Here is a 22969-nt window from a genome sequence, read left to right on the forward strand (position 1 = left end):
GCTAGTGATCGATGGCGCTCAACATGGCGTCATGGCCGTTCCAGGTAGGACTGGAGCCTGAGCGCCTTCCACGGCCGCCGGCCCCCGACGATCATCAGCCCCCGCCGCGCGGCCGTGACCGGCCCGATGCGTTGGTACATCATGTCGCACAGCGTCGATGCGGGCGCCTGAAGTACGGCATCCGGGCGATCAGCGGGGCGACGCGCGCGGATCTCGATGACGCCGTCGTGGATATGAATGACGTACGGGCGAGCGCCGGGAACCTTGACCGCGACGCACACGTCGGTGCCGGCCGACAAACCGGTGCGCAGGTAGCCCGGGCCATCGGCGAACTGCATAAGACCTCTCGCGATCAGCAACATGTCGCGTTCTTGGATCTCCCACGGCGCCTTGATCGCTCGCGCGACGTCCCGCCCATGGAGAATCAATTCGCCCAGCCAGTTCGTCTGCGCCGTGATGCCGTCCGCGAAGGCTCCACAATGCAGCTCGTATACGCGGTCGTTCGAACAGGTGTCGAAGAATGCGTCCATCGTTGGTGCGAGGCCGTTGAGTTCGTCTGCGATCTCGGTTACGGGCGCCATCAGCGCATCAAGCTCTGCCCGGTTGATTTCGTCCAGCTCGCGCGGATGATGGCGCGGCGGAAATCTCTCCCCTCTGCCACCGCCTGATAGCGGTGCGCAACCGAGAGCATGTGAGCGGCGACTTGTTGAACGGTCCAGTCCAAACCTGGTACGCGCGCATTCGGGTCGGCAGTGCGAACCAGCCGGTCGAAGCGAACCCGCGCCTGCCCGATGCGATCCCGCAATTCGTCCCTGGTGGTCTCGACGAGCGCGAGGTAATCGGTGTCGTTCATCCTGCACCTCCATACTCCAGTTTGGAGTTAAATTACTCCAGGATTGAGTATTGTCAAGGAATGGCCTCCCAACCGACCACCACATCTTTCGCGCTTCTCGGCTTGCTCGGCATCAAATCGTGGACCGCGTACGAGATCGTCGCGCAGATCAAACGCGGCGTGCACTTCTTTTGGCCGCGGTCGGAGGCTCACCTGTACGCGGAGCTGAAGCGGCTCGTCGAGCGCGGTCACGCCAGCGCCGAGACAGTCGAGGGCCGCCGCCGTCAACGCACTCGGTACACCATCACCCCGGAAGGCCGTGCGGCCCTTGAGGACTGGTTCGGCAGCCGGCCGGCCGTGCCGGTGATCGAAGCCGAGGGGTTCCTCCGGCTGTTTCTCGGAGACCAGGCAACCAAGCACGATCTGCGCGAGTCACTCGAAGCCACCGCGCGCGAGGCGCGCGAGATGCATGCCAAGGGCAAGGCGCTCATCGAAGAGCTCCTGCACACGGGTGGACCTTTTCCGGAGCGGCTTCACCTCGTGGAACCCGAGGCGACGTTCATCGCCGAGTTCTACCGAAACGTCATCGCATGGTGCGAACGGACAATCGAGGAAATCGAGGAGTGGCCCAACACTCGCGACGTCGGCCTCACGCCGAGGGGGCGACAACGGTGGCAGCGCATACTTGCCCAGCCCGACCCCTAGGCGTCTCTTTCAAGGGGGTGGCTGACTGAAACTGCAACACGTTCTAGTCTTGGCCCATGAGTGACGAGCTGCTGCGCCATCCCATTCATTCCGGACACCTGACCGTCGGTGCGCTCAAGCGCAACAAGGACAAGCCGGTGCTGCATCTCGGCGACACCACGCTGACCGGCGGTCAGCTCGCCGAGCGCATCAGCCAGTACATTCAGGCGTTCGAGGCGCTCGGTGCGGGCACCGGCGCGACCGTCGGGCTGCTGTCGCTGAACCGGCCCGAGGTGCTGATGATCATCGGCGCCGGCCAGACCCAGGGTTACCGGCGCGTGGCGCTGCATCCTCTGGGTTCCCTGGACGACCACGCCTACGTGCTGGGCGACGCCGGCGTGACGTCGCTGATCATCGACCCCAACCCGATGTTCGTCGAGCGGGCGCTGGGCCTGCTGGAGAAGGTGCGCGGCCTCAAGCAGGTCCTGACCATCGGCCCGGTTCCCGAGGCGCTCGGCGATTCGGCGGTGGACCTGGTGGCCGAGGCCGCGAAGTATCAGCCCAAACCTTTGGTGGCGGCCGAGCTTCCGCCCGATCACATCGGCGGGATGGCCTACACCGGCGGCACCACCGGCAAGCCCAAGGGTGTGCTGGGTACCGCGCAGTCGATCACCACGATGACCACGATCCAGCTCGCCGAGTGGGAGTGGCCGGAGAACCCGCGCTTTCTGATGTGCACCCCGCTCTCGCACGCCGGGGCGGCGTTCTTCGTGCCGACGATCATCAAGGGCGGCGAGCTGGTGGTGCTGACCAAGTTCGACCCGGCCGAGGTGCTGCGGGTGATCGAGGAGCAGAAGATCACCGCGACCATGCTGGTGCCGTCGATGATCTACGCGCTGATGGACCACCCCGATTCGCACACCCGTGACCTGTCCTCGCTGGAGACCGTCTATTACGGTGCCTCGGCGATGAACCCGGTGCGGCTGGCCGAGGCCATCCGTCGCTTCGGGCCGATCTTCGCCCAGTACTACGGGCAGTCCGAAGCACCGATGGTGATCTCGTATTTGGCCAAGAAGGACCACGACGAGAAGCGGCTCACCTCTTGCGGGCGGCCCACCCTGTTCGCCCGCACGGCACTGCTGGGTGCCGACGGCCAGCCCGTGCCACAGGGCGAGGTCGGCGAGATCTGCGTGTCCGGGCCGCTGCTTTCCGGCGGGTACTGGAACCTGCCGGAGGAGACGGCCAAGACGTTCAAAGACGGGTGGCTGCACACCGGTGACATGGCCCGCGAGGACGAGGACGGCTTCTGGTTCATCGTCGACCGGGTCAAGGACATGATCGTCACCGGCGGATTCAACGTGTTTCCGCGCGAGGTCGAGGACGTCGTCGCCGACCACCCCGCCGTCGCGCAGGTCTGCGTGATCGGCACGCCGGACGAGAAGTGGGGCGAAGCCGTCACCGCGGTGATCGTGCTGCGGCCCGACCATCCCTCCGACGAGGTGTCGGTAGCGCGGGTGACCGTCGAGATCCAGACCGCCGTCAAGGAGCGCAAGGGTTCGGTGCAATCACCCAAGCAGGTGATCGTCGTCGAGTCGGTGCCGGTGACCGCGCTGGGCAAGCCGGACAAGAAGGCCGTGCGCGCCCAGTTCTGGGAGGGCGCCGACCGCGCCGTCGGCTGAGTGTGCTCGAGCGCCCGGCTGGCCGGGCGCTGGGCTGCGCCGAGCGTGAAATTAGCCTCACGTTCGGCGCCGAGCGTGAAATTAGCTTCACGTTCGTGGTGCGGTGACGCCGGCGACCAGCAGGTCGAGCATGCGGCCGGTCTGCTCGGGCGAGCCGCTGGCCAGGAAGATGCCGATCAGGCTGGACACCACATCGTCGGCCTGCAGGTCGGGGCGCAGGCTGCCGTCCTCGGCCCCGGCCCGCAGCAGCAGGTCGACGGCGCCGACGATGCTGTCACGAGTCTGGCTGGCCTGCATGGCGCCGGAGGCGAAGATCGCCTGCAGCGACTCGGCCATCCCACGCTTGGCGGCCACGAATGACGCGTAGCGGTCCATCCAGCGGCGCAGCGCCGTCTCGGGCGGGTGGCGCTTGAGCAGCCGCTCGGCCGCCGCGGCCACTTCGTCGAGCTCGGCGCGGTAGATCGCCTCGACAAGCGCCTCTCGATTCGGGAAATGGCGGTACAGCGTGCCGATCCCCACGCCGGCCTCGCGCGCGATGGCCTCCAGCGACACCGGTCGCCCATCGGCGGTGGCGAACGCCGCCGTCGCCACCTCGAGCAGCCGCTCGCGATTCCGGCGCGCGTCCGATCGGATCTCGGCCAAGCGGAGGAACCTCCGTTTCTGCTACGCTCGGATAAGCGGAGGATCCTCCGCATTTTCTCCAGTGTGGCACTAGGGAGCACCATGACGGACAAACCACGGCCCGGCGGTCCCGGCGGCATCGGCGCGTCGACCGTCGCGCGCATCGGCTACGGCGCAATGCAGTTGTTCGAGGCCCCGTCCGTCGAGGACGCGGCCGGGGTGCTGCGCCGCGCGATCGAGCTCGGCGTCAACCACATCGACACGGCGTCGTTCTACGGCCCCGGCGAGGTGAACCGCCGGATCCGGGCGGCACTGTTCCCCTACGCCGACGACCTCGTCATCGTCAGCAAGGTCGGGGCGCGCTTCACCGGCGAACAGCCCATACCGCTGGCGGCGGCGCAAAAACCCGCGGAACTGCGCGCCGCGGTCGAGGACGACCTGCGACAGCTCGGCCTGGACTGCGTCCCGGTGGTCAACCTGCGCCGCATGGACCTCGGGCCCGGCGTGGCCGCCGAGGGCGATCAGCTGGTGGACATCGACGACCAGCTCGCCGAGATGGTCGCGCTGCGCGACGAGGGCAAGATCGGCGTGATCGGCATCAGCGCCGTGCCGGTGGACGTGGTGCGGCGCGCGCTGCCGGCGGGCATCGTCTGCGTGCAAAACGCCTACAGCCTGCTCGACCGCTCGCAGGAAGCCGCCCTGCAACTCTGCGCGGACGAGGGCATCGCGTGGGTGCCCTACTTCCCGCTGGGCTCGTCGTTCCCGGGCTTCCCGAAGGTCGCCGACCATCCGGTCGTGGCCGAGATCGCCCGCCAGCTCAGCGCCACCGGTGCCCAGGTCGGCTTGGCGTGGCTGCTGGCGCACGCGCCGAACACGTTGCTGATTCCGGGCACGCGATCCGTCGGGCACCTCGAGGAAAACCTCGGCGCGGGCGACGTCACCCTGGCTGCCGAAGCGCTGGAAAGGCTGGACGCCATCGGCACAACCGAGCCCCAGCCCCATGGCGTGGATTCCTTTCAGAGGTAACGTCGCTGGGTATGGGAAGCGGCAAACCGATCAAGCCGCCGTGGTGGCTGAAGCCGGCCAACAAGGTCTTCATCCAGATGTCGCGGCTGGGAATGAGTTTCGGCGGCGAGAGCCCCGTCGTGTTGACGGTGACCGGCCGAAAGTCCGGTGCGGCCCGCTCGACCCCGGTGACCCCCATGACCGTCGACGGCCGGCAGTACGTCGTCGCCGGATTCCCGGGCGCCGACTGGGTCGCCAACGTGCGGGCGGCCGGTGAGGCCAAGATCGCGCGCGGCCGGCACGTCCAGCGGGTAAGGATGGCCGAGCTGTCCGCCGACGACGCTCGGCCGATCCTGCGGCTGTTCCCCATTGAGGTGCCGACGGGCGTCGGCTTCATGAAGCGGGCGGGGCTCGTCACCGAAGGGCGCCCCGACGAGTTCGAAGCCCTGGCCGGCCGCTGCGCTGTGTTTCGCCTGGACCCGGTATAGGAGCTCGAAAACCTTGACTGACAATCCCTTTGACGCCCAGGCCTGGCGGCCCGTGCCCGGGTTCGACGACCTGACCGACATCACCTACCACCGCCACGTCACCGACGCGACCGTGCGGGTGGCGTTCGACAGGCCCGAGGTGCGCAACGCGTTTCGGCCGCACACCGTCGACGAGCTCTACCGGGCGCTCGACCACGCCCGGATGTCCCCCGATGTGGGCGTGGTGCTGCTGACCGGCAACGGCCCCTCCCCCAAAGACGGCGGCTGGGCGTTCTGCTCCGGCGGCGATCAGCGCATCCGTGGGCGCAGCGGTTACCAGTACGCAAGCGGCGACACCGCCGAGACCGTCGACCCCGCCCGCGCCGGCAGGCTGCACATCCTCGAGGTGCAGCGGCTGATCCGGTTCATGCCCAAGGTGGTCATCTGCCTGGTCAACGGCTGGGCGGCCGGCGGCGGGCACAGCCTGCACGTGGTCTGCGATCTAACCCTGGCCAGCCGCGAGCACGCGCGCTTCAAGCAGACCGACGCCGACGTCGGCAGCTTCGACGGCGGCTATGGCAGCGCGTATCTGGCGCGCCAGGTCGGACAGAAGTTCGCCCGCGAGATCTTCTTCCTCGGCCGCGCGTACACCGCCGAGCAGATGCACCACATGGGCGCGGTCAACGCGGTCGTCGACCACGCCGGCCTGGAGCGGGAGGCAATCGAGTGGGCCGCCGAGATCAACGCCAAATCGCCTCAGGCGCAACGGATGCTGAAGTTCGCCTTCAATTTGCTCGACGACGGGCTGGTCGGCCAGCAGTTGTTCGCGGGCGAGGCCACCCGGCTCGCCTACATGACCGACGAGGCCGTCGAGGGCCGCGACGCCTTCCTGGAGAAGCGGCCGCCGGATTGGAGCCGGTTCCCGCGGTACTTCTAGCGGGTCGCGCTGGCGTGACGCTCGGCGGCCCACTTCACGCTGGCGTGACGCTCGTGGGACTCAGGCCCGCCCCTAGACTCCCCACGTGAGCAAGAGTCCCCTGCGCCGGATCACCGATCAGCTCGTCCTGGCCACCATGCGCCCCCCGATGGCCCCGCAGGTGCTGATCAACCGGCCCGCCATCAGGCCGGTCGACCTCAACGGCAAGCGCATCCTGCTCACCGGCGCGTCGTCGGGCATCGGCGAGGCCGCCGCCGAGCTGCTGGCCCGCGAGGGCGCGACGGTGGCCGTCGTCGCCCGTCGGCAGGATTTGCTCGACGCGCTCGCGGAACGGATCACCACGGCGGGCGGCACCGCGCTGGCCCTGCCGTGCGACGTCTCCGACATGGACGCCGTCGACGCGTTGGTCGCCGACGTCGAGAAGCGGCTCGGCGGGGTGGACATCCTGATCAACAACGCCGGCCGGTCCATCCGCCGGCCGCTGGCCGAGTCGCTGGAGCGCTGGCACGACGTCGAGCGGACGATCACGCTCAACTACTACGCGCCGCTGCGGCTGATCCGCGGGCTGGCGCCCGGCATGCTCGAGCGCGGCCAGGGCCACATCATCAACGTCTCCACCTGGGGGGTGCTGTCGGAGGCGTCGCCGCTGTTCGCGGTTTACAACGCATCGAAGGCGGCGCTGTCGGCGGTCAGCCGCGTCGTGGAAACGGAGTGGGGCCACCAGGGTGTGCATTCGACGACGCTGTACTACCCGCTGGTGGCCACGCCGATGATCGCGCCGACGAAGGCGTACGAGGGCATGCCGGCGCTCACGTCGGAAGAGGCGGCCGAGTGGATGCTGACCGCCGCCCGCACCCGGCCGGTGCGGATCGCGCCGCGGATGGCGATCGCCGCGAAGGCGATCGACACGTTTGGTCCCCGGTTGGTGAACACGCTCATGCAGCGGCAGCGGATCCAGCCCAACCGCGAAAACGGCAGCTGAACCGTCCCATGTGATAGACACGACGCTATGGAGATCCTGGCCAGCCGGATGCTGTTCCGGCCGGCGGACTATCAGCAGTCGTTGACGTTTTACCGGGACCAGATCGGGCTCGCGATAGCCCGTGAATACGGCGCGGGCACAGTCTTTTTCGCCGGCCAGTCGTTGCTGGAGCTGGCGGGCTACGGCTCCCCGGACCATTCCCGCGGCCCGTTCCCCGGCGCGCTGTGGCTCCAGGTTCGCGACATCGAAGCGACCCAGGCCGAGCTGCAGAGCCGGGGCGTGCCGATCGCGCGCGAGGCACGCCAAGAACCGTGGGGCCTATACGAGATGCACGTGACCGACCCGGACGGGATCACGCTGATCTTCGTTCAAATCCCGCCCGACCACCCACTACGCCGCGACACTCGAAGTAAACCGCAGGGGAATTCCGGTTAACTGAGAGGTAACATCTGGCGACGACTCAAAATACACCCGCGATTCAGGTCTTCCTGCATTCGACAATGGAATCCCCCTACCACCAGAATCGGGCGCTGTGAACATCCAGTTGTTCCTCTTGATCATCGTCGTAATCACGGCACTGGCTTTCGATTTCACAAACGGCTTCCACGACACCGGCAACGCGATGGCGACCTCCATCGCCAGCGGCGCGCTCAAGCCCAAGGCGGCTGTCGCACTGTCCGCGGTGCTGAATCTGGTAGGCGCGTTCATGTCCACCGCAGTCGCCGCCACGATCGCCAAGGGCCTGATCGACGGGCACATCGTGACGCTGGAGCTGGTCTTCGCCGGCCTGGTCGGCGGCATCGTGTGGAACCTGCTGACCTGGCTCCTCGGTATCCCTTCCAGCTCCTCGCACGCCTTGATCGGCGGCATCGTCGGTGCCACGATCGCCGCCGTCGGCGCGCATGGGGTGATCTGGAAGGGCGTGGTGTCCAAGGCGATCATCCCGGCGGTCGTGTCGGCGATCCTGGCCATCCTGGTCGGGGCGGTGGCGACCTGGCTGGTGTACCGGATCACCCGCGGCATCCCGACCAAGCGCACCGAGGCCGGCTTCCGGTACGGCCAGTGGGGCTCGGCGTCGCTGGTCTCGCTGGCGCACGGCACCAACGACGCGCAGAAGACGATGGGCATCATCTTCCTGGCGCTGATGTCCTACGGCTCGGTCAGCAAGAATGCCGCCATGCCCCCGCTGTGGGTCATCGTCGGCTGCGCGGTCTCGATGGCGTTGGGCACCTACCTGGGTGGCTGGCGGATCATCCGCACCCTGGGCAAGGGACTGGTCGAGATCCAGTCGCCGCAGGGCATGGCGGCCGAGTCCTCCTCGGCCGCGGTGATTTTGCTCTCCGCCCACTTCGGCTACGCGCTGTCGACCACCCAGGTGTGCACCGGTTCGGTGCTGGGCAGTGGGCTCGGCAAGCCCGGCGGCGAGGTCCGCTGGGGCGTCGCCGGTCGCATGGGTGTCGCCTGGCTGGTGACGCTGCCGCTGGCCGGGCTGGTCGGTGCCGTCACCTACTGGATCGTGCACTACATCGGCGGCTACCCCGGGGCGATCGTCGGCTTCGCGCTGCTGATCGCGGTTTCGGCGACCATCTACGTCCGGTCGCGCAAGGTCAAGGTCGACCACAACAACGTCAACGCCGAATGGAAGGGCGACCTGACCGCCGGCCTGGACGCCGCGGACGGCCACGAACCGCCGTCCGACGTTCACCCGACCAACGGCAGCGGCACGCCTGGCAGGTACGACTCCGATGACCCGACGATGAAGGCGAACGCTTGATGAGTCACTTCGGCGACTGGTTCAACTACCAGGCCTCCCTCAAGATCCTGCTCTTCGCCATGCTGGCCGGAGCCGCGTTGCCGGCGCTGTTCGCCCTGGGGCTCCGGTTTCACGCGGTGGGAGCCGGGCAGGTAAGCACCGATGGCAGTTCACCGCAGAAGAACCCGGCGCTGCTGGCCCTCGCCTGGGCGATCTATGCGCTGGTCCTACTGGTGATCGCCTTCGCTCTGGCCTACATCTCCCGGGACTTCATCGCCCATCACACCGGCATCGCCTTCCTTGGAGCCAAACCCAAGTAGCATCGAGCGATGCCCACCGCGTCAACGAGCCGGACACCGGGGGGAGTTGGACCAGCGTGAACGGATTTCTCAATTCGATCGTCTCGTGGCTGCGCGCGGGATACCCGGACGGCGTCCCGCCGACGGACACCTTCCCGGTGCTGGCGCTGCTGGCCCGCCGCATGTCCAACGACGAGGTCAAAGAGGTCGCCTGCGAGCTGATCCGGCGCGGCGAGTTCGACGACGTCGACATCGGGGTGTTGATCACGCAGATCACCGACGAGCTACCCACCCCCGGCGACGTCGAGCGGGTGCGGGTCCGGCTGGAAGCGCAGGGCTGGCCGTTCGATGACGCGGACCAGGTCGAGGACCCCGCATAGCCGTACTGCGCGCAAAGACCGTCCTGCCGGGTTCGGCCGTCACGTCGCTGTTGCCGGCCCTGGAACGGGTGCTGGATGGCCGCGACCCCGCCCTGGTCGCCCTGGCCCCCGGCTCGGAAGCGCTGGCGGCGGCCCTGCGGGTCGGGGCGGACATCGACGACGACGTGGCCCTGGTGGTGACGACGTCGGGAACCATGGGTGCGCCCAAGGGCGCCCTGCTGACTTCGGCCGCGCTGACGGCCAGCGCCGCGGCCACCCACGACCGCCTCGGCGGGTCGGGCGGCTGGCTACTGGCGTTGCCGCCGTACCACATCGCGGGGCTGCAGGTGCTGGTGCGCAGCGCGCTCGCGGGCTCGACGCCCGTCGAGCTGGACATGTCCGAGGGCTTCGATGTGGCCGAATTGCCCAGCGCGATAACGCGATTGGGACCCGGCCGGCGCTACACGTCGCTGGTCGCGGCGCAGTTGGCCAAGGCGCTGACCGATCCCGCGGCCACGGGCGCGCTCGCCGAGCTCGATGCCGTGTTGCTCGGGGGCGGACCGGCCCCGCAGGGCGTGCTCGACACCGCGGCCGCGGCCGGCATCACCGTGGTTCGCACCTACGGCATGAGTGAGACCGCCGGTGGCTGCGTCTACGACGGCGTACCGCTGCGCGGCGTATTGGTCCGGGTGGACGACGGGCGCATCGCCCTCGGGGGCGCGACCCTGGCCAAGAGCTACCGCAATCCGGTGGACCCCGACCCGTTCGCCGAGCCGGGCTGGTTCCGCACCGACGATCTCGGCGTTGTCGACGCGGCGGGCGTGCTGACCGTGCTGGGCCGCGCCGACGACGCGATCAGCACGGGCGGGTTGACCGTGTTGCCGCAGCTGGTCGAGGCGGCGCTGGGCACCCATCCCGCCGTGGAGGACTGCGCGGTTTTCGGCGTGGCCGACGACCGGCTGGGCCAGCGGGTGGTCGCCGCGATCGTGCCGGCCGAGGGTTGCCCGGCGCCGACGCTGGACGCGCTGCGCGCCCACGTGACGCGCACCCTGGACGCCACCGCCGCCCCGCGCGAGTTGCACGTGGTCGACGCGCTGCCGCGGCGCGGCATCGGCAAAGTCGACCGGGCGGCGTTGGTGCGCCGCTTCGCCAATTCTGGCGATCAATAGGCTTCTCGACCGTGAGGGTGGCACGTCGGGAGTTAGCGGCCGTCGCGGTCGGGGCGGTTCTGGTCGGGGCGGCGTTCATCCTGCCGCGGCTGCACTGGGGTGTGCGCCCACGGACCGATGTGGGCCAGGAGCGGTTCGGCACGCACACCGGGGCCGCGCCGATTTTCGGCGCCTGGGAAATCCACGCCAGTTGGGGTACCGGGCCTGCCATCGCCCTCGCGATTGCCGCGGTTGCGTGGGGACCGCTTCTGGCGCAACGCCTTTCGTGGCGGATCCTGACGCTGAGCACCTGGGCCACCGCCTTCGCCTGGGCCTTCGCGCTGGCGATGATCGACGGGTGGCAGCGCGGCTTCGCCGGCCGGCTGACCACCCGGGACGAGTACCTGTCCCAGGTGGGAAGCATCGCCGACATCCCGGCTACGGTGCGCACGTTCGCGAGCCGGATCGTCGACTACCAACCGAACTCCTGGACCACCCACGTCTCCGGGCATCCACCCGGCGCGCTGCTGACCTTCGTCTGGCTGGACCGGATCGGCCTGCACGGGGGCGCGTGGGCTGGGCTGCTGTGCCTGTTGGTCGGCTCCAGCGCGACGGCCGCGGTGCTGATCGCCGTTCGCGCGCTGGCCGACGAGCAGACAGCGCGGCGCGCCGCGCCGTTCGTGGCTGTGGCGCCGACCGCGATCTGGGTCGCGGTCTCCGCCGACGGCTACTTCGCCGGGGTCGCGGCGTGGGGCATCGCGCTGTTGGCCATAGCGGTGCACCTACCGGTCCGGTTCCCGGCCCTGACAGGCGCCGCCGCGGGCCTGCTGCTGGGCTGGGGCGTGTTCTGTAACTACGGCCTGATGTTGATGGGGCTCCCGGCGCTAGCGGTGCTGGCATCGGCCGCCGACTGGCGCGCGGTGCTGCGGGCGCTCGGCCCGGCGACCCTGGCCGCGGTGGCCGTGGCGGTCGCCTTCGCGGTCGCGGGGTTCTACTGGTTCGACGGCTATACCCTTGTGCAGCAACGCTATTGGCAGGGCATCGCCAAAGACCGCCCGTTTGCCTACTGGAGCTGGGCCAACCTGGCGTCGGTGGTGTGTGCGATCGGGTTGGGCAGCGTCGCCGGCGTCAGCCGGTTGTTCGACGCGGTGGCCATCCGCCGCCGTTCCGGGTTCCACCTGCTGCTGCTGGCCGTGCTCGCCGCCCTCGCCTGCGCGGACCTGAGCATGCTCAGCAAGGCCGAGGTCGAGCGCATCTGGCTGCCGTTCACCATCTGGCTCACCGCGGCGCCCGCGCTGTTGCCCGTCCGGTCGCACCGAGTGTGGCTTGCGCTCAACGTCGCCGGCGCCCTGTTGCTCAACACCCTCATCGTCACGAACTGGTGATCCCGTGTGTACTGGCGGCTTTCGGTGTGCGCGCAGGGCGCGATTTCGGCGAGTTTCGCGCCCTGGGCGCACACACAAAACCCTGGACGCACACCGAATTGCTTTACAGGCCGGCCGCGCGGGTCACCTTCGCGAAGCGACTCGACGGCCCGCACGCCTCGCGCACAGCGGCCACGTCGTCGACGATGTCGAAGTCGGCCAGTCGTGGCGCCGCATAGGGCTCAATTCCCAAGTCGTGCAACGCCCGGTACGTGAGCAGTCCGGTATCGGGCTGCGACATCGGGACGGTGCGCAGGCATGCGGCCGCTTCGGGGCTCCGTAGACCGAGCACCCACCAGCCGCCATCAACGGCCGGCCCGAGCACCGCCGGCGCCTCCTGCAAGCGTCGCGCGCAGTCGATCAACATGTCGGCGGTCACCTGCGGGGTGTCCATTCCGATCTGCACCACCGGATAGCCGTCCGCCGCGTCGGCATGGGCGTTGGCGAGGCGGTCGGCGAAGTCGTCGCCGCGCTGGGGAATCACCGTGAAGGACCCCAGCCGTTGCCGGATCTCGTCGGCGGCGGCCGCGGCGCTCAGATCGCCGGTCATGGCCACCACCCGGTTCGCCGCGGGCGCGGCGGCCACCGCGTCCAGCGTGTCCAGCAGTGCGGCGGCGGCGATTTCGGCGGCCACGACGTCCCCGACCGTCGCCGCGAGCCGGGTCTTGGCCCGGCCCGGCTCGGGCGCCTTCGCGACCACCAACAGCGTCACCGGCAGTGTCACGAGATCACCTTCCAGAAGTCGAGGATCGCGGTGATGCTCCCCCGCAGCGAACCACTGACCTTCGACTTACCGCCGGTGCGGGGGCCGTAGCTGACGTCGAGTTCGACCACGCGCCAGCCGGCAGCCGCGGCCCGGACCAGCAGCTCCAGCGGGTAACCCGAACGCCGGTCGGCGACACGGAGATTCAGCAGAGCCTCGCGCCGGGCCACCCGCATCGGCGCGATGTCGTGCACCGGCAATCCGTGGCGCGTGCGCAGCCGCCAGCTCATCACCACGGTGCCGACCCGGGCCACCCACGGCCAATGCAGCCCGGCTACCGGCCGGCGCCGTCCGATCACCAGATCGGCACCATGCTCGAGCGCGGCGACCAGCCGCGGCAACTCCCCGGCGTCCATCGAGCCGTCGGCATCGATCACCGCCACGATCGGCGTCCTCGCGGCCACCACGCCCGCGTGCACCGCCGAGCCGTACCCGGCCCGCGGCTCGACCACGACCTCGGCGCCGTGCCGCCGCGCGACCCCGGCGGTGTCGTCGGTGCTGTTGTTGTCGACGACCAGCGCCCGGTATCCGGCGGGGACGGCCGCCAGCACGGCGGGCAGCGACTCCTCTTCGTCGAGACAGGGCAGCACCACCGTGACGGCGTCGGGCATGGACGCCTCAGAACCCGCGATGGGTGCGTGGCTCCTGCGGGACCAGCGGCTGCTGGGTCTGCGTGCGCGGCGCCGCCGTCGTTTGGTGCGTGCTGGGCGGCGGCGCCTGGGTTGTCGGCGTTTGCGTCGAGGTGAACGGCTCCTTCGAGCTCGTCGGCGGGGTGGTCGTGGTGACGTGCGGCGTCGTTGTCGTCGGCGTCGTCGTGGTTGGTGTCGTGGTGGACGGCTCCGTCGTCGTGGTTGGCGTCGTCGTGGTCGGTGTCGTGGTCGTCGGCGTCGTGGTCGTCGGCGTCGTGAATGTCGGCGGGGTGTATGGGGGATACACCGGGACCGGAACGATGATCGGGACCGGAACGGGCACAGCGGGATTCGGGTTAGGTACGAAGCCCGGAGTGCCGGGCGACACCGGCGCGGCGGGGACGGCCGGCCCACCGCCGCCCTGTGCCGGAATAAGACCGTTGGCGTCCGGGATGACGCCGCCCTGGAAACCCGCGTTGGGCTGGTCAACCGGGGGAGGTGGCACCGGCGCCTGCTGCTGGGTCGGCAGCAACGGCATGAACTTGCCCGGGGCGGCGTTCTGGTGTCCCACCACCGGCTGTTGACTCGCGGTGGGACGGACCGCAATGGCCACCGCAGCGGCCAGCGACGCGAAACCGACGACCGCGAAGGCGATCACGGCGTTGCCCACCACCAGGGATCGGCGGCTCAGCCGCGAGGGGATGGCCGTGGTCTCGTCGAAGTCGTCGAAGTCGTCGTATTCGGGGCCGTACTCGTCGCCGGCGAACGGCTCGGCATCCTCGGTCAGCGAGTACGCCAGCTGTGGTTCCTCCACATCTGCCGGCGGCACGAGCGTCGTCTCATCGCCGGTGAGCCCGGGTGCCATCGCCGTCTCGTCGCCGGTGAGTCCGGGCGCCATCGCGGTCTCGTCCCCGGTGAGTCCGACGGCCGGCGCCATCGCGGTGGCATCCCCGACCGACAACGCCGTCTGCGCCGCGGCGGCCATCGCCGCGCCCCGGGCGATCGCGAAGGAGGGGTCGTCGGCGACCTGCACCCGCATGGTCGACGCATCGCGGAACTGGTCGGCGAACTGGGCCAGCTCAGGCGAAGCGCCCACCAGGTACACGTCGCCCGGGGCGTCGGGCCGGGCGCTGAGTTGGGCCATCATCGTGTTGAACGTCGCGGTCGCGTCGCCGCCGGCGACCGCCTCCCTGGCCAACACGGTCGGCGGTGCGTTCTGGTCATCGGCGGAACCCGGCACCGACAGCGTCGCCGTCGCGTCGTCCAGCACCAGCGCGGCGGCGCCGGGGCGGCCGGCCGCGCGCATCAGTGCGGCCACCGCCTGCGAGTCGGAGAGCAACGCGACGTTGGAAACGCCGGAATCTTCCAGCGCCTGCCGCAGTTGGCCTGCTCGCGGATCGTCGCTCCAGCACACCCGGGTGCCGACCAGCCGGTGGTTCTCGTCCGCCAGGAGCCGATTGGTGCCAACCACCGTCTCGGTGAGTTTGCCGACCGGGTTCTCCTCCAGGTCGACGACGGACTGGTCGATCACGTCCGCGCCCGGCCCGACAAGCGCCAAGCGGGCAACCGGGCCCGTGACCGCGACCCCCAACACGACGTCCATCCCGGTTCTCCTTCGGCTGGCTACCCCACGACCAGCAATGTCCCGGCATCATTACACTTGCGATACCGTTGGCAGTATCCGTTATTCGGGCGACAACGTTTGCCCATAGCGCAGCGTAACCAGCTTCTCGAACGACAGGACGGTCGCGGGGGAATCTGCGAGGGCGTCCGAACGGAGAATATGTTCGCAAGCGAGCAGTCCGGCCGCCTTGGCAGGGCATTCACCCGCCGCGCAACCGAACCTGCGCCACGATTGACCGTCCTTGAATTCCGGGGGGCATGGTGATCCAGAGCAGTGACGACGCGCCCACCGGCCCCATCGATCCCGTACAGGCGCAGCAAACCGCTCGCATCATCCGGCCGGCCGCCGACGCTCCGCCGGCGGCGGGGAACGCGACGACGCGGCGCTGGCACATCGTCAGCGACCTGACCGCGATCGCGCTGCTCGTCTGCGCGCTGTTCCTGCCGTGGAATCTGTACTTCGGCGTCGGGATCCCCGGCAGCGGTCCGACCCTCTTCGCGGTGTTGCTCGCCGTGACCGCGCTGTCCGTCATCGCCGTCGTCGTGGCCGGTTCCTGGAGGTCCTCCGGCGCGCGTTTCAACCCCGCGCGGGCGGGCCGGCTTCGCCTGGGGCTCAACGTCCCCTACGCGCTGCTGGTGCTGGCGTTCGTGGTCTTCGACGCGTTCGAGACCGTCCGGTTCGGTGGCACGGTGAACGTGCCGGGCGGGGTGGGGCCGGGAGCGTGGGTGGGAATCGCCGGCTGCATGCTGAGCGCCCAAGCGGTGGCCGCCGGCGCCCACACGGGACCGGTTCCCGAGGGCGACGAGCACACCGGCTGGCTGAGGTCGGCCCGGTTCATCGGCTACGCGTCGATGGCGTTGGCGGCGCTCAGCTTTGGCTTCAACCTGTACTGGCGGGTTCGCTACGCGCTGCAGAACACCGGCGGCGCCGCCGCGTTCGGCAAGCAGAACGTCGCCGTCATCGTGACGGCGGTGGTGTACGGCGCCGTGGCGCTGGTGGCCGTGCTGGTCGCCGCCAGGTGGTTGCTGCGCAGCACCAGCGCCGGGCGGCTGGCCACCGTCGCGCTCGGCACGTCGACACTGGTCGCCGGGATACTGGTGTGGATTCTGCCCCTGGGACGGGATGTCGACGCGTTCCATGGCATCGCGCAGAACACGTCGACCGCCGGGGTGGGCTTCGAGGGATATTTGGCGTGGGCGGCGGCCGCCGCGATGTTCGCGCCACAAACCCTGTTCGGTCACCGCAACACGACGGGGGCCGAGGAGAGCGCCTGGCGGGTGGCGGCCCGAAACGGCTTGCTGCTCATCGCCGTATGGGGCCTGGGCTCGATGCTGATGCGGTTGACCGACCTCTTCGTCGCCGTGAGCCTGGATTACCCCTTCTCTCGGTACGACAGCATGGTGCTGGCCGCGTTCGATCTGGCCACCGCGGTGCTGGCGATCTGGCTGCGCATCAACCTGCGCCACGCCGCCCACTCGGCGCGACTGATCTCGTCGCTGTGCGGCCTGGTCGCCACGCTCAGCGTCGCCCGCGTCGTCGTGGGCGTGGTGCTGGCGCCGCGGTTCGCGGACTCAGCCAACTCCCCCGCGCAGCACCCGGTCTACGGCAACAACCTGGCCCAGCAGATCACCAGCACCTTCGATGTGACGCTGTGCGGCCTGGCTTTGTGCATCCTGGGGGCCGCCATCGTCACCGGGCAGCTGCGCGGCCGCCGCGTGCGCCGCCGCCGCGCCGCCCCCAAGCCCCCCGTGCCGGCGGGCGGCGCTACGCCCGCGCCGAGGGCGCGCGTCCCGGTGGGCCACGCCGCCCCGCCGTCGGCCGCGGCCACCACCCGGATCACCACCGGCCCGCGGCTCTTCCGCGGCGACGACTCCGCGACGCGACAGATTCCGGTCCAGAAGCCCAAGATCTACCGGCCGCCGCAGGCGTAGGGCGCTCAGCGCAGCGGGGCGAACGCGAACTCGCGCAGGCCCTCGGCCGGGTCGATCGCCGCGCGGAAGCCGAGCACCTCGGCCGCCCGGGACGGATCGGCGACGATGTGGCGCACGTCGCCGCTGCGGTACTGGCCGGTGATCACGGGCGAGAGTGAAGCGCCGCGCGCGTCGCATAAGGCGCCGGCCACCTGCTGGATGGAGATGGGCCGCCCCGAACAGACGTTGACCGCGGTGAAACCGTCGATCTCCTGGGTCGCCGCGAGGTTGGCGGCGGCCACGTCGTCGACGTGGACGAAGTCCCGCATCTGGCCGCCGTCCTCGAAAACCCTTGGCGGCTCGCCCCTTTCGAGCGACGACCGGAAGATGGCGGCCACCCCGGAATACGGGGTGTCGCGCGGCATCCCGGGGCCGTAGACGTTGTGGTAGCGCAACGCCACCACCGAACCGCCCGTCGACTCCGACCACGCCAGCGCGTAGTGCTCCTGCGCGGTCTTGCTGGCCGCGTACAGACTGCGCGGCCGCAGCGCGGCGTCCTCGTCGACGAGGCGCCACTGCAGTTCCTCGCCCCCGATCGGGCAGCGGTGTTCGAAGCTCCCGGCGTCGAGGTCGGCGCGCCGCCGGGGCAACGGGTCGACCTGTCCGTGCTGCCCGCAGTGGTAACGGCCCTGCCCGTACACCACCATCGACGACGCCAGCACCAGGCGGCGCACCCCGGCGGCGAACATCTGCGCCAGCAACACCGTGGTGGCGAAATCGTTGTGGCCGCCGTAGGCGGGGGCGTCGGCGGCGTCCACGCCGGCACCGACCATCGCCGCCTGGTGGCAGACCAGGTCCACCCCGTCCAGCAGGGGCGCCAGGGCGTCGGCGTCGCGGACGTCTACGCGGTGACATCCCTGCGGCAGCACCGGATTCGGGCCGTGCGCCGCTGGCAGCAACGCGTCGACGCCGACCACGTCGTGGCCCGCCGCCCGCAGCGCCGCGGCCACCCGCGAACCGATGAAACCGGCAGCCCCGGTGAGCAACACCCTCACGGCAGCTCGAGGGGCAGCGTGACGCCGGTGTGCGGCAGGCAGTGCGTGCAGTTGCGTTCGTCGGCGACGCGGCCGATGGCCCGGCGCACCAGCTCCTTGAATCCGGAGATGTTCTTCTCGAATTCGGCGAACACCTCAACGGTCGTCACGCCCTCGCCGGCCGCGATACCGGCGTCCAGGTCGGTAACCAAAGCGATTGTGGCATAGCACATTTCGAGTTCACGCGCGAGCACGGCCTCCGGGTAGCCGGTCATGTTGACCAGCGAGAACCCCGCCGAGGCGAACCACTGACTTTCCGCACGCGTGGAAAACCGCGGGCCCTGGATCACCACCATGGTGCCGCCGTCGACCACATTGGGCAGGCCGGCCACCGCGGCGCGCAGGGTGGGGCAGTAGGGGTCGGCGAAGTCGACGTGGATGCCGCCGGAATCGAAGTAGGTGTCGGGGCGGCCGCTGGTGCGATCCACCAGCTGGTCGGGCACCACCACCGCGCCCGGCCCGTTGTTGAGGTTCAGGCTGCCGACGGCGCACGGGCCGAAAACCCGTCGCACCCCGAGCTTGCGCAGCGCCCACATGTTGGCCCGATACGGCACGGTGTGCGCCGAGAACTGGTGCGTGGTCCCGTGCCGGGGCAGGAACGCGACCTCGTGTCCCCCGACGGCGCCGATCGTCACCGGGGCGCTGGGCGGGCCGTACGGGGTGTCGACGTCGACGGCGCGGGTGTCGGACTCGAAGAAGGTGTAAAAGCCGCTGCCGCCGATGACTCCGAGCATCAGCCCATTGTGGTGCATGGCCGCACGCCGATCGCGGGTGCGGGGGCGCGCGGGCTCCTGGCAGGATGCGTGCGTGGCCAATTTCGGGCAGTGGATCTCTGGTGCGCGGCCGCGGACGCTGCCCAACGCGGTGGCGCCGGTGGTCGCGGGCACCGGCGCGGCGGCGTGGCTGGGATCCGCGGTGTGGTGGAAGGCGCTGCTGGCGCTGGCCGTCGCGGTCGCGCTGACCGTCGGTGTCAACTACGCCAACGACTACTCCGACGGCATCCGCGGCACCGACGACGACCGGGCCGGCCCGGTGCGGCTGGTGGGCTCGCGGCTGGCGTCCCCCCGCTCGGTGCTGGCCGCCGCGGTGACGAGCCTGGCGATCGGGGCGGCGGCCGGCCTGGCGCTCGCGCTCGTCAGCGCGCCGTGGCTGATCGCCGTCGGGGCGGTGTGCATCGCCGGCGCGTGGCTGTACACGGGCGGCTCGAAACCCTACGGCTACGCCGGTTTCGGTGAGGTCGCGGTGTTCGTGTTCTTCGGCCTGGTGGCCGTGCTCGGCACCGAGTACACCCAGTCGCTGCGGGTGGACTGGGTGGGGGTGGTGCTCGCGGTGTCGATCGGCGCGTTGTCGTCGTCGGTGCTGGTGGCCAACAACCTGCGGGATATCCCCACCGACGCGCAGTCGGGGAAGATCACGCTGGCGGTGCGGCTGGGTGACGCCCGCACTCGCGTGCTGTACCAGGCGCTGCTGGCGATCGCCGGGGTGTTGACCCTGGTGCTGATGGCCGCCACGCCGTGGTGCGCCATGGGATTCGTTGCCACGCCGCTGGCGCTGCGCGCGGCGGGTCCGGTGCGGTCGGGACGCGGCGGCCGGGAGCTGATTCCGGTGCTGCGGGATACCGGGCTGGCCATGGTCGCCTGGGCGATCGCGGTGGCCGCGGCGCTGGCGCTGGCCGGCTGACCGGGCGGGCGCCCACGGCGTTGACTGTGCACTGGCGGCGGCGTTTCACGGCGTGTCGCCGCCGTAAATGCACACTCGAGTGAACTAGCGCGGCCGGATCCGATAACAATGAGGGACCGGCGTCGGAGACGTATGCCGTTCACAGCGAGCACCGATCGGGGACAGCAATGAAGCAGATCGCCGCGACCAGTGGACCGAAGAACATCGGCATGCTCAGCGTCGGGGCGTACCGCCCCGACCGGGTGGTCACCAACGACGAGATCTGCGAGAACATCGAATCGTCCGACGAGTGGATCTACTCGCGCACCGGGATCAAGACCCGCCGGTTCGCCGCCCGCGACGAATCCGCCGCGTCGATGGCCACCGAGGCCGGGCGGCAGGCGATCGCGAACGCCGGGTTGACGTCGACGGACATCGACTGCGTGATCGTCGCGACCAGCACGCATTTTCTGCAGACCCCGGCCTGCGCGCCGGCCGTCGCCGCGGCGCTGGGCTCCACCGGCGTGCCCGCGTTCGACGTCTCGGCGGGGTGCGCCGGGTTCGGCTACGCGCTCGGCGTCGCGGCCGACATGATCCGCGGCGGGACCGCCGCCAAGGTGCTGGTCCTCGGTTCGGAGAAGCTGTCCCCCACCGTGGACATGCAGGACCGCACCAACTGCTTCATCTTCGCCGACGGCGCGGCCGGAGTGGTGGTCGGCGAGACGCCCGATCAGGGGATCGGGCCGACCGTCTGGGGCAGTGACGGCGAGCAGGCCCTGGCGATACGCCAGGACATCGACTGGATCGACTACATGGACGCCCCCACGGGGCCCCGCCCGTTCCTGCGGCTCGAGGGCAGCGCGGTGTTCCGGTGGGCGGCATTCGAGATGGGCAAGGTCGGCCGGCAGGCGATGGACGCGGCGGGCGTGCGGCCCGACGAGATCGACGTGTTCGTGCCGCACCAGGCGAACAGCCGCATCAACGAGGTCCTGGCCAAGAGCCTCGAGTTGCGGCCGGACGCCGTCGTCGCCAACGACATCGAGCACACCGGCAACACGTCGGCGGCTTCCATCCCCCTGGCGATGGCCGAACTGCTGGCGACCGGGGCGGCCAAGACGGGCGACCTCGCGCTGCTGATCGGTTACGGCGCGGGCCTCAGTTACGCCGCGCAGGTCGTCCGGATGCCCAACTTCTGACCGGTCTCACCCGTCGTCGGTCGGCGCCTCGCCCTGCAACCGCGCCCGCAATTGCTCGCGCTCCCGGCGCCGGCGCTCGCCGGCGATCGCCAGCGACGCGGTAGCGCGCCGCCGCAGCGGGCCGAACAGCCAAATGCCCAGGGGCATGGCGATGATGAGGGCGAACAACGCGGCGACCGCGATCGGAAACTGGCTGACACCCATCAGGCGCGCCACCCCGTAGATCGCCGCGGCAAGCGCCACCGCCAGCAGCAGCCGCGCCCCCGCATACAGCAGAACGTCGACGACCGCCCGATGGCCGGCGCGTTGCGGCCCGCCCTCGTCCACGCGGTCCCCGGCGCCGTCGTCGCTAGCTCCTTCTGACACAGGGGAGAGCCTACGACGCGGGTATATTCGTCAACGGAGGTGTCGAGTGCTCTACCTGCTGCTCGTCCTGATGTTGGGGACGCTGATCTACGTGGGCTGGCGGACGGCCCGGTCACAAACGAACCGGGCGAAGACGCGCGTTATCGGGCCTGACGACGATCCGGACTTCTTACGGCGGTTGGGGCGCGGGGACAACAACCCCCGGTAAGCCTCGCGCTACGCGACTCCGGGATTGCGCTGGTCGCCCGGGAACCCGTCGGCGACGATGGCCGCCAGCTCGGTGAGCGCCTCGCGGGTCGAGCGCTTGAGCCGGTCCAACTCGATTTCGGCGCCCTCTTCGAGGTGCGGGTCGAACGGCACGATCTGGACCGCGCGGCAGCGGCGGGAGAAGTGGTCGACCACCTTGTTCATGTCGACCTTGCCCGTTCGCGACCGGACCCCGTTGATGACCGCGACCGAGTTGCGGACCATCTCCTCGTGGCCGTGCGCGTCCAACCAGTCCAGCGTCGCCGACGCGCTGCGGGCCCCGTCGATGGATCCCGAGCTGACCACGACGAGAACGTCCGCCTTCTCCAGCACCGATGACATCACCGAATGCAGGAGTCCCGGGCCGCAGTCGGTGAGCACCAAGCCGTAGAACCGCTCCAGGACGTCCAGGACCCGGGTGTAGTCGTCGGCGCCGAACGCCTCCGAGATCGCCGGGTCGGTCTCCGACGCCAGCACCTCCAGCCCGCTCGGGCCCTTCGAGGTGTAGCGGCGCACATCGCTGTAGCGCTCGATGCTGCCGGCGTCGTGCAGCAGCTGGCGCACCGTCGCGGCCGTTTCCAGCGGGATCTTCTGGCTCAGGGTCCCGCGGTCGGGGTTGGCGTCTACCGCCACCACCCGGTCACCGCGGATGGAGGCGAAGGTGGCACCCATGGTCGCGGCGATGGTCGTCTTGCCGACGCCGCCCTTGAGCGACACCAGCGCGATCCGGTAGCACCCGCGCAACGGCCGGTTCACCTGCGCCACCAAGTTGTTGTAACGGGCGGCCCGGGGACCCTCCCCGAGGTTGATCAGGTGGCCGGACAGTTCGTAGAGCAGCCGGCGCCAGCCCTCGGAGGGCGGTGGCTTGACGGGCCGCAGCAGCATTCCGGTGGACAGCTCCGGGTACGGCGTGTGCGGCAGCGGCTCCGGGCGCGGCGGGGCTTGCGGGGGCGGCGCGTCGGCCGGGCCCGTGTAGTAGGCGCCGTACGCGGTCGGGTCGACCCGCGGGATCCCGGTCACCGGGGTGGCGTCCCACGGCGGCATCCCCGCGGGCCTGGGGGTGGTGGGCGGCGCCGCCTCGCGCCGCTCGGGGCCGGGGACCCGCCGCTCGGTGCGAAATCCGGCGAAGGCGCGAGTCGGCGCTTCGCCGCCGTCGGCAAGCGATTCGTCAGCGTTTTCCGGCGATGGCGTGGCGGAAAACTCCTGCGGAGGCAATTGCGTCGTCGGTTGATCGGGCGTCCCGACGCCCATCATTGGATGGTCGGACACGTGCACTCCCCCTTGTTGTGTTA

26 protein-coding genes are annotated in these 22969 nt (G+C 70.0%); 16 read left to right on the top strand and 10 right to left on the bottom strand.

All coding sequences use genetic code 11. From position 1 onward, the window contains the following. Window positions 1-29: 29 nt before the first annotated feature. Window positions 30-581 (bottom strand): hypothetical protein, encoded by a 552-nt coding sequence (locus H7J89_RS16770; protein ID WP_264044754.1) that lies wholly within the window; start codon window positions 579-581, stop codon window positions 30-32. After that, window positions 581-853: a maleylpyruvate isomerase N-terminal domain-containing protein gene (locus tag H7J89_RS16775; RefSeq protein WP_264044756.1), complete on the bottom strand. Its 273-nt coding sequence runs from the start codon at window positions 851-853 to the stop codon at window positions 581-583. Before H7J89_RS16775 ends, H7J89_RS16770 begins: the two co-directional genes overlap by 1 nt. Before the next feature lie 60 nt (window positions 854-913). Between H7J89_RS16775 and H7J89_RS16780 the strand changes: the two genes are divergently transcribed. Beyond that, complete coding sequence (locus H7J89_RS16780; RefSeq protein WP_264044757.1) at window positions 914-1537, top strand: PadR family transcriptional regulator; 624 nt, start codon at window positions 914-916, stop codon at window positions 1535-1537. A gap of 56 nt (window positions 1538-1593) precedes the next feature. Next, window positions 1594-3195: a fatty-acid--CoA ligase FadD8 gene (gene fadD8, locus H7J89_RS16785; protein WP_264044758.1), complete on the top strand. Its 1602-nt coding sequence runs from the start codon at window positions 1594-1596 to the stop codon at window positions 3193-3195. Between the two features lie 87 nt (window positions 3196-3282). Here the strand turns inward: fadD8 and H7J89_RS16790 are convergent, their stop codons facing one another. Then, window positions 3283-3837, bottom strand: coding sequence for a TetR/AcrR family transcriptional regulator (locus tag H7J89_RS16790; protein WP_264044759.1), 555 nt, complete (start codon window positions 3835-3837; stop codon window positions 3283-3285). A gap of 81 nt (window positions 3838-3918) precedes the next feature. On the opposite strand from H7J89_RS16790, the gene H7J89_RS16795 reads away from it, so the two are divergent. From H7J89_RS16795 to H7J89_RS16840, 10 genes are all read left to right on the top strand, one after another. Next, complete coding sequence (locus tag H7J89_RS16795; RefSeq protein ID WP_264044760.1) at window positions 3919-4842, top strand: aldo/keto reductase; 924 nt, start codon at window positions 3919-3921, stop codon at window positions 4840-4842. Between the two features lie 11 nt (window positions 4843-4853). After that, window positions 4854-5309: a nitroreductase family deazaflavin-dependent oxidoreductase gene (locus H7J89_RS16800; RefSeq protein ID WP_264044761.1), complete on the top strand. Its 456-nt coding sequence runs from the start codon at window positions 4854-4856 to the stop codon at window positions 5307-5309. 13 nt (window positions 5310-5322) lie between these two features. Continuing rightward, window positions 5323-6225 (top strand): 1,4-dihydroxy-2-naphthoyl-CoA synthase, encoded by a 903-nt coding sequence (locus tag H7J89_RS16805; RefSeq protein WP_264044762.1) that lies wholly within the window; start codon window positions 5323-5325, stop codon window positions 6223-6225. Window positions 6226-6310: 85 nt separating this feature from the next. Beyond that, the gene (locus H7J89_RS16810; protein WP_264044763.1) at window positions 6311-7207 is read left to right on the top strand and encodes an SDR family oxidoreductase; all 897 of its coding nucleotides are present in this window, start codon (window positions 6311-6313) and stop codon (window positions 7205-7207) included. A gap of 27 nt (window positions 7208-7234) precedes the next feature. After that, a complete protein-coding gene (locus H7J89_RS16815; RefSeq protein WP_264044764.1) occupies window positions 7235-7642 on the top strand; it encodes a VOC family protein in 408 nt (135 codons plus the stop codon). Between the two features lie 97 nt (window positions 7643-7739). Next, window positions 7740-8981 (top strand): inorganic phosphate transporter, encoded by a 1242-nt coding sequence (locus H7J89_RS16820; protein WP_264044765.1) that lies wholly within the window; start codon window positions 7740-7742, stop codon window positions 8979-8981. Continuing rightward, window positions 8981-9280, top strand: a complete 300-nt coding sequence (locus H7J89_RS16825; RefSeq protein ID WP_264044766.1) for a hypothetical protein — start codon at window positions 8981-8983, stop codon at window positions 9278-9280. The genes H7J89_RS16820 and H7J89_RS16825 overlap by 1 nt, the downstream gene beginning before the upstream one ends. A 56-nt stretch (window positions 9281-9336) precedes the next feature. Beyond that, complete coding sequence (locus H7J89_RS16830; RefSeq protein ID WP_264044767.1) at window positions 9337-9639, top strand: DUF3349 domain-containing protein; 303 nt, start codon at window positions 9337-9339, stop codon at window positions 9637-9639. 59 nt (window positions 9640-9698) lie between these two features. Beyond that, window positions 9699-10787: an o-succinylbenzoate--CoA ligase gene (menE, locus tag H7J89_RS16835; protein ID WP_276042244.1), complete on the top strand. Its 1089-nt coding sequence runs from the start codon at window positions 9699-9701 to the stop codon at window positions 10785-10787. Window positions 10788-10798: 11 nt separating this feature from the next. After that, window positions 10799-12151: a hypothetical protein gene (locus H7J89_RS16840; protein ID WP_264044768.1), complete on the top strand. Its 1353-nt coding sequence runs from the start codon at window positions 10799-10801 to the stop codon at window positions 12149-12151. Between the two features lie 103 nt (window positions 12152-12254). On the opposite strand, the gene H7J89_RS16845 is transcribed toward H7J89_RS16840, so the two are convergent. Genes H7J89_RS16845 through H7J89_RS16855 form a run of 3 tightly spaced genes read right to left on the bottom strand, consistent with a single transcriptional unit; the run spans window position 12255 to window position 15185 of the window. Beyond that, complete coding sequence (locus H7J89_RS16845) at window positions 12255-12914, bottom strand: TIGR04282 family arsenosugar biosynthesis glycosyltransferase (RefSeq protein WP_264044769.1); 660 nt, start codon at window positions 12912-12914, stop codon at window positions 12255-12257. Continuing rightward, window positions 12911-13564 (bottom strand): glycosyltransferase family 2 protein, encoded by a 654-nt coding sequence (locus H7J89_RS16850; RefSeq protein ID WP_264044770.1) that lies wholly within the window; start codon window positions 13562-13564, stop codon window positions 12911-12913. The genes H7J89_RS16845 and H7J89_RS16850 overlap by 4 nt, the downstream gene beginning before the upstream one ends. Window positions 13565-13571: 7 nt before the next feature. Beyond that, window positions 13572-15185 (bottom strand): DUF7159 family protein, encoded by a 1614-nt coding sequence (locus H7J89_RS16855; RefSeq protein ID WP_264044771.1) that lies wholly within the window; start codon window positions 15183-15185, stop codon window positions 13572-13574. Window positions 15186-15463: 278 nt separating this feature from the next. Here H7J89_RS16855 and H7J89_RS16860 point away from each other — a divergent pair, with 278 nt between their 5' ends. Further along, a complete protein-coding gene (locus H7J89_RS16860) occupies window positions 15464-17137 on the top strand; it encodes a DUF7937 domain-containing protein (RefSeq protein WP_264044772.1) in 1674 nt (557 codons plus the stop codon). A gap of 5 nt (window positions 17138-17142) precedes the next feature. Here the strand turns inward: H7J89_RS16860 and H7J89_RS16865 are convergent, their stop codons facing one another. Further along, window positions 17143-18171: an NAD-dependent epimerase/dehydratase family protein gene (locus H7J89_RS16865; protein ID WP_264044773.1), complete on the bottom strand. Its 1029-nt coding sequence runs from the start codon at window positions 18169-18171 to the stop codon at window positions 17143-17145. Next, window positions 18168-18947 (bottom strand): S-methyl-5'-thioadenosine phosphorylase, encoded by a 780-nt coding sequence (locus tag H7J89_RS16870; RefSeq protein WP_264044898.1) that lies wholly within the window; start codon window positions 18945-18947, stop codon window positions 18168-18170. The genes H7J89_RS16865 and H7J89_RS16870 overlap by 4 nt, the downstream gene beginning before the upstream one ends. 70 nt (window positions 18948-19017) lie before the next feature. Between H7J89_RS16870 and H7J89_RS16875 the strand changes: the two genes are divergently transcribed. Further along, complete coding sequence (locus H7J89_RS16875) at window positions 19018-19890, top strand: 1,4-dihydroxy-2-naphthoate polyprenyltransferase (protein ID WP_264044774.1); 873 nt, start codon at window positions 19018-19020, stop codon at window positions 19888-19890. A gap of 167 nt (window positions 19891-20057) precedes the next feature. After that, complete coding sequence (locus H7J89_RS16880; RefSeq protein WP_264044776.1) at window positions 20058-21065, top strand: beta-ketoacyl-ACP synthase III; 1008 nt, start codon at window positions 20058-20060, stop codon at window positions 21063-21065. A gap of 6 nt (window positions 21066-21071) precedes the next feature. Here H7J89_RS16880 and H7J89_RS16885 read toward each other — a convergent pair whose 3' ends face one another. Next, window positions 21072-21392, bottom strand: a complete 321-nt coding sequence (locus H7J89_RS16885) for a DUF4229 domain-containing protein (protein ID WP_264044900.1) — start codon at window positions 21390-21392, stop codon at window positions 21072-21074. An 85-nt stretch (window positions 21393-21477) separates the two neighbouring features. Between H7J89_RS16885 and H7J89_RS16890 the strand changes: the two genes are divergently transcribed. Beyond that, window positions 21478-21639 (top strand): hypothetical protein, encoded by a 162-nt coding sequence (locus tag H7J89_RS16890; RefSeq protein WP_264044777.1) that lies wholly within the window; start codon window positions 21478-21480, stop codon window positions 21637-21639. A gap of 8 nt (window positions 21640-21647) precedes the next feature. Here the strand turns inward: H7J89_RS16890 and H7J89_RS16895 are convergent, their stop codons facing one another. Further along, the gene (locus H7J89_RS16895) at window positions 21648-22946 is read right to left on the bottom strand and encodes a MinD/ParA family ATP-binding protein (RefSeq protein WP_264044779.1); all 1299 of its coding nucleotides are present in this window, start codon (window positions 22944-22946) and stop codon (window positions 21648-21650) included. Window positions 22947-22969 lie beyond the last annotated feature (23 nt).

Source organism: Mycobacterium paraffinicum (genome assembly GCF_025822865.1).
Taxonomy (GTDB): Bacteria; Actinomycetota; Actinomycetes; order Mycobacteriales; family Mycobacteriaceae; genus Mycobacterium; species Mycobacterium paraffinicum.

Excerpts from the sequence above, each read along its gene's own strand:
- H7J89_RS16855 (WP_264044771.1), bottom strand. The coding sequence starts at position 15,185 with ATGGACGTCGTGTTGGGGGTCGCGGTCACGGGCCCGGTTGCCCGCTTG.
- fadD8 (WP_264044758.1), top strand. The coding sequence starts at position 1,594 with ATGAGTGACGAGCTGCTGCGCCATCCCATTCATTCCGGACACCTGACC.
- H7J89_RS16850 (WP_264044770.1), bottom strand. The coding sequence starts at position 13,564 with ATGCCCGACGCCGTCACGGTGGTGCTGCCCTGTCTCGACGAAGAGGAG.
- H7J89_RS16800 (WP_264044761.1), top strand. The coding sequence starts at position 4,854 with ATGGGAAGCGGCAAACCGATCAAGCCGCCGTGGTGGCTGAAGCCGGCC.
- H7J89_RS16860 (WP_264044772.1), top strand. The coding sequence starts at position 15,464 with ATGGTGATCCAGAGCAGTGACGACGCGCCCACCGGCCCCATCGATCCC.
- H7J89_RS16815 (WP_264044764.1), top strand. The coding sequence starts at position 7,235 with ATGGAGATCCTGGCCAGCCGGATGCTGTTCCGGCCGGCGGACTATCAG.
- H7J89_RS16825 (WP_264044766.1), top strand. The coding sequence starts at position 8,981 with ATGAGTCACTTCGGCGACTGGTTCAACTACCAGGCCTCCCTCAAGATC.
- H7J89_RS16770 (WP_264044754.1), bottom strand. The coding sequence starts at position 581 with ATGGCGCCCGTAACCGAGATCGCAGACGAACTCAACGGCCTCGCACCA.
- H7J89_RS16780 (WP_264044757.1), top strand. The coding sequence starts at position 914 with ATGGCCTCCCAACCGACCACCACATCTTTCGCGCTTCTCGGCTTGCTC.
- H7J89_RS16880 (WP_264044776.1), top strand. The coding sequence starts at position 20,058 with ATGAAGCAGATCGCCGCGACCAGTGGACCGAAGAACATCGGCATGCTC.
- H7J89_RS16775 (WP_264044756.1), bottom strand. The coding sequence starts at position 853 with ATGAACGACACCGATTACCTCGCGCTCGTCGAGACCACCAGGGACGAA.
- H7J89_RS16795 (WP_264044760.1), top strand. The coding sequence starts at position 3,919 with ATGACGGACAAACCACGGCCCGGCGGTCCCGGCGGCATCGGCGCGTCG.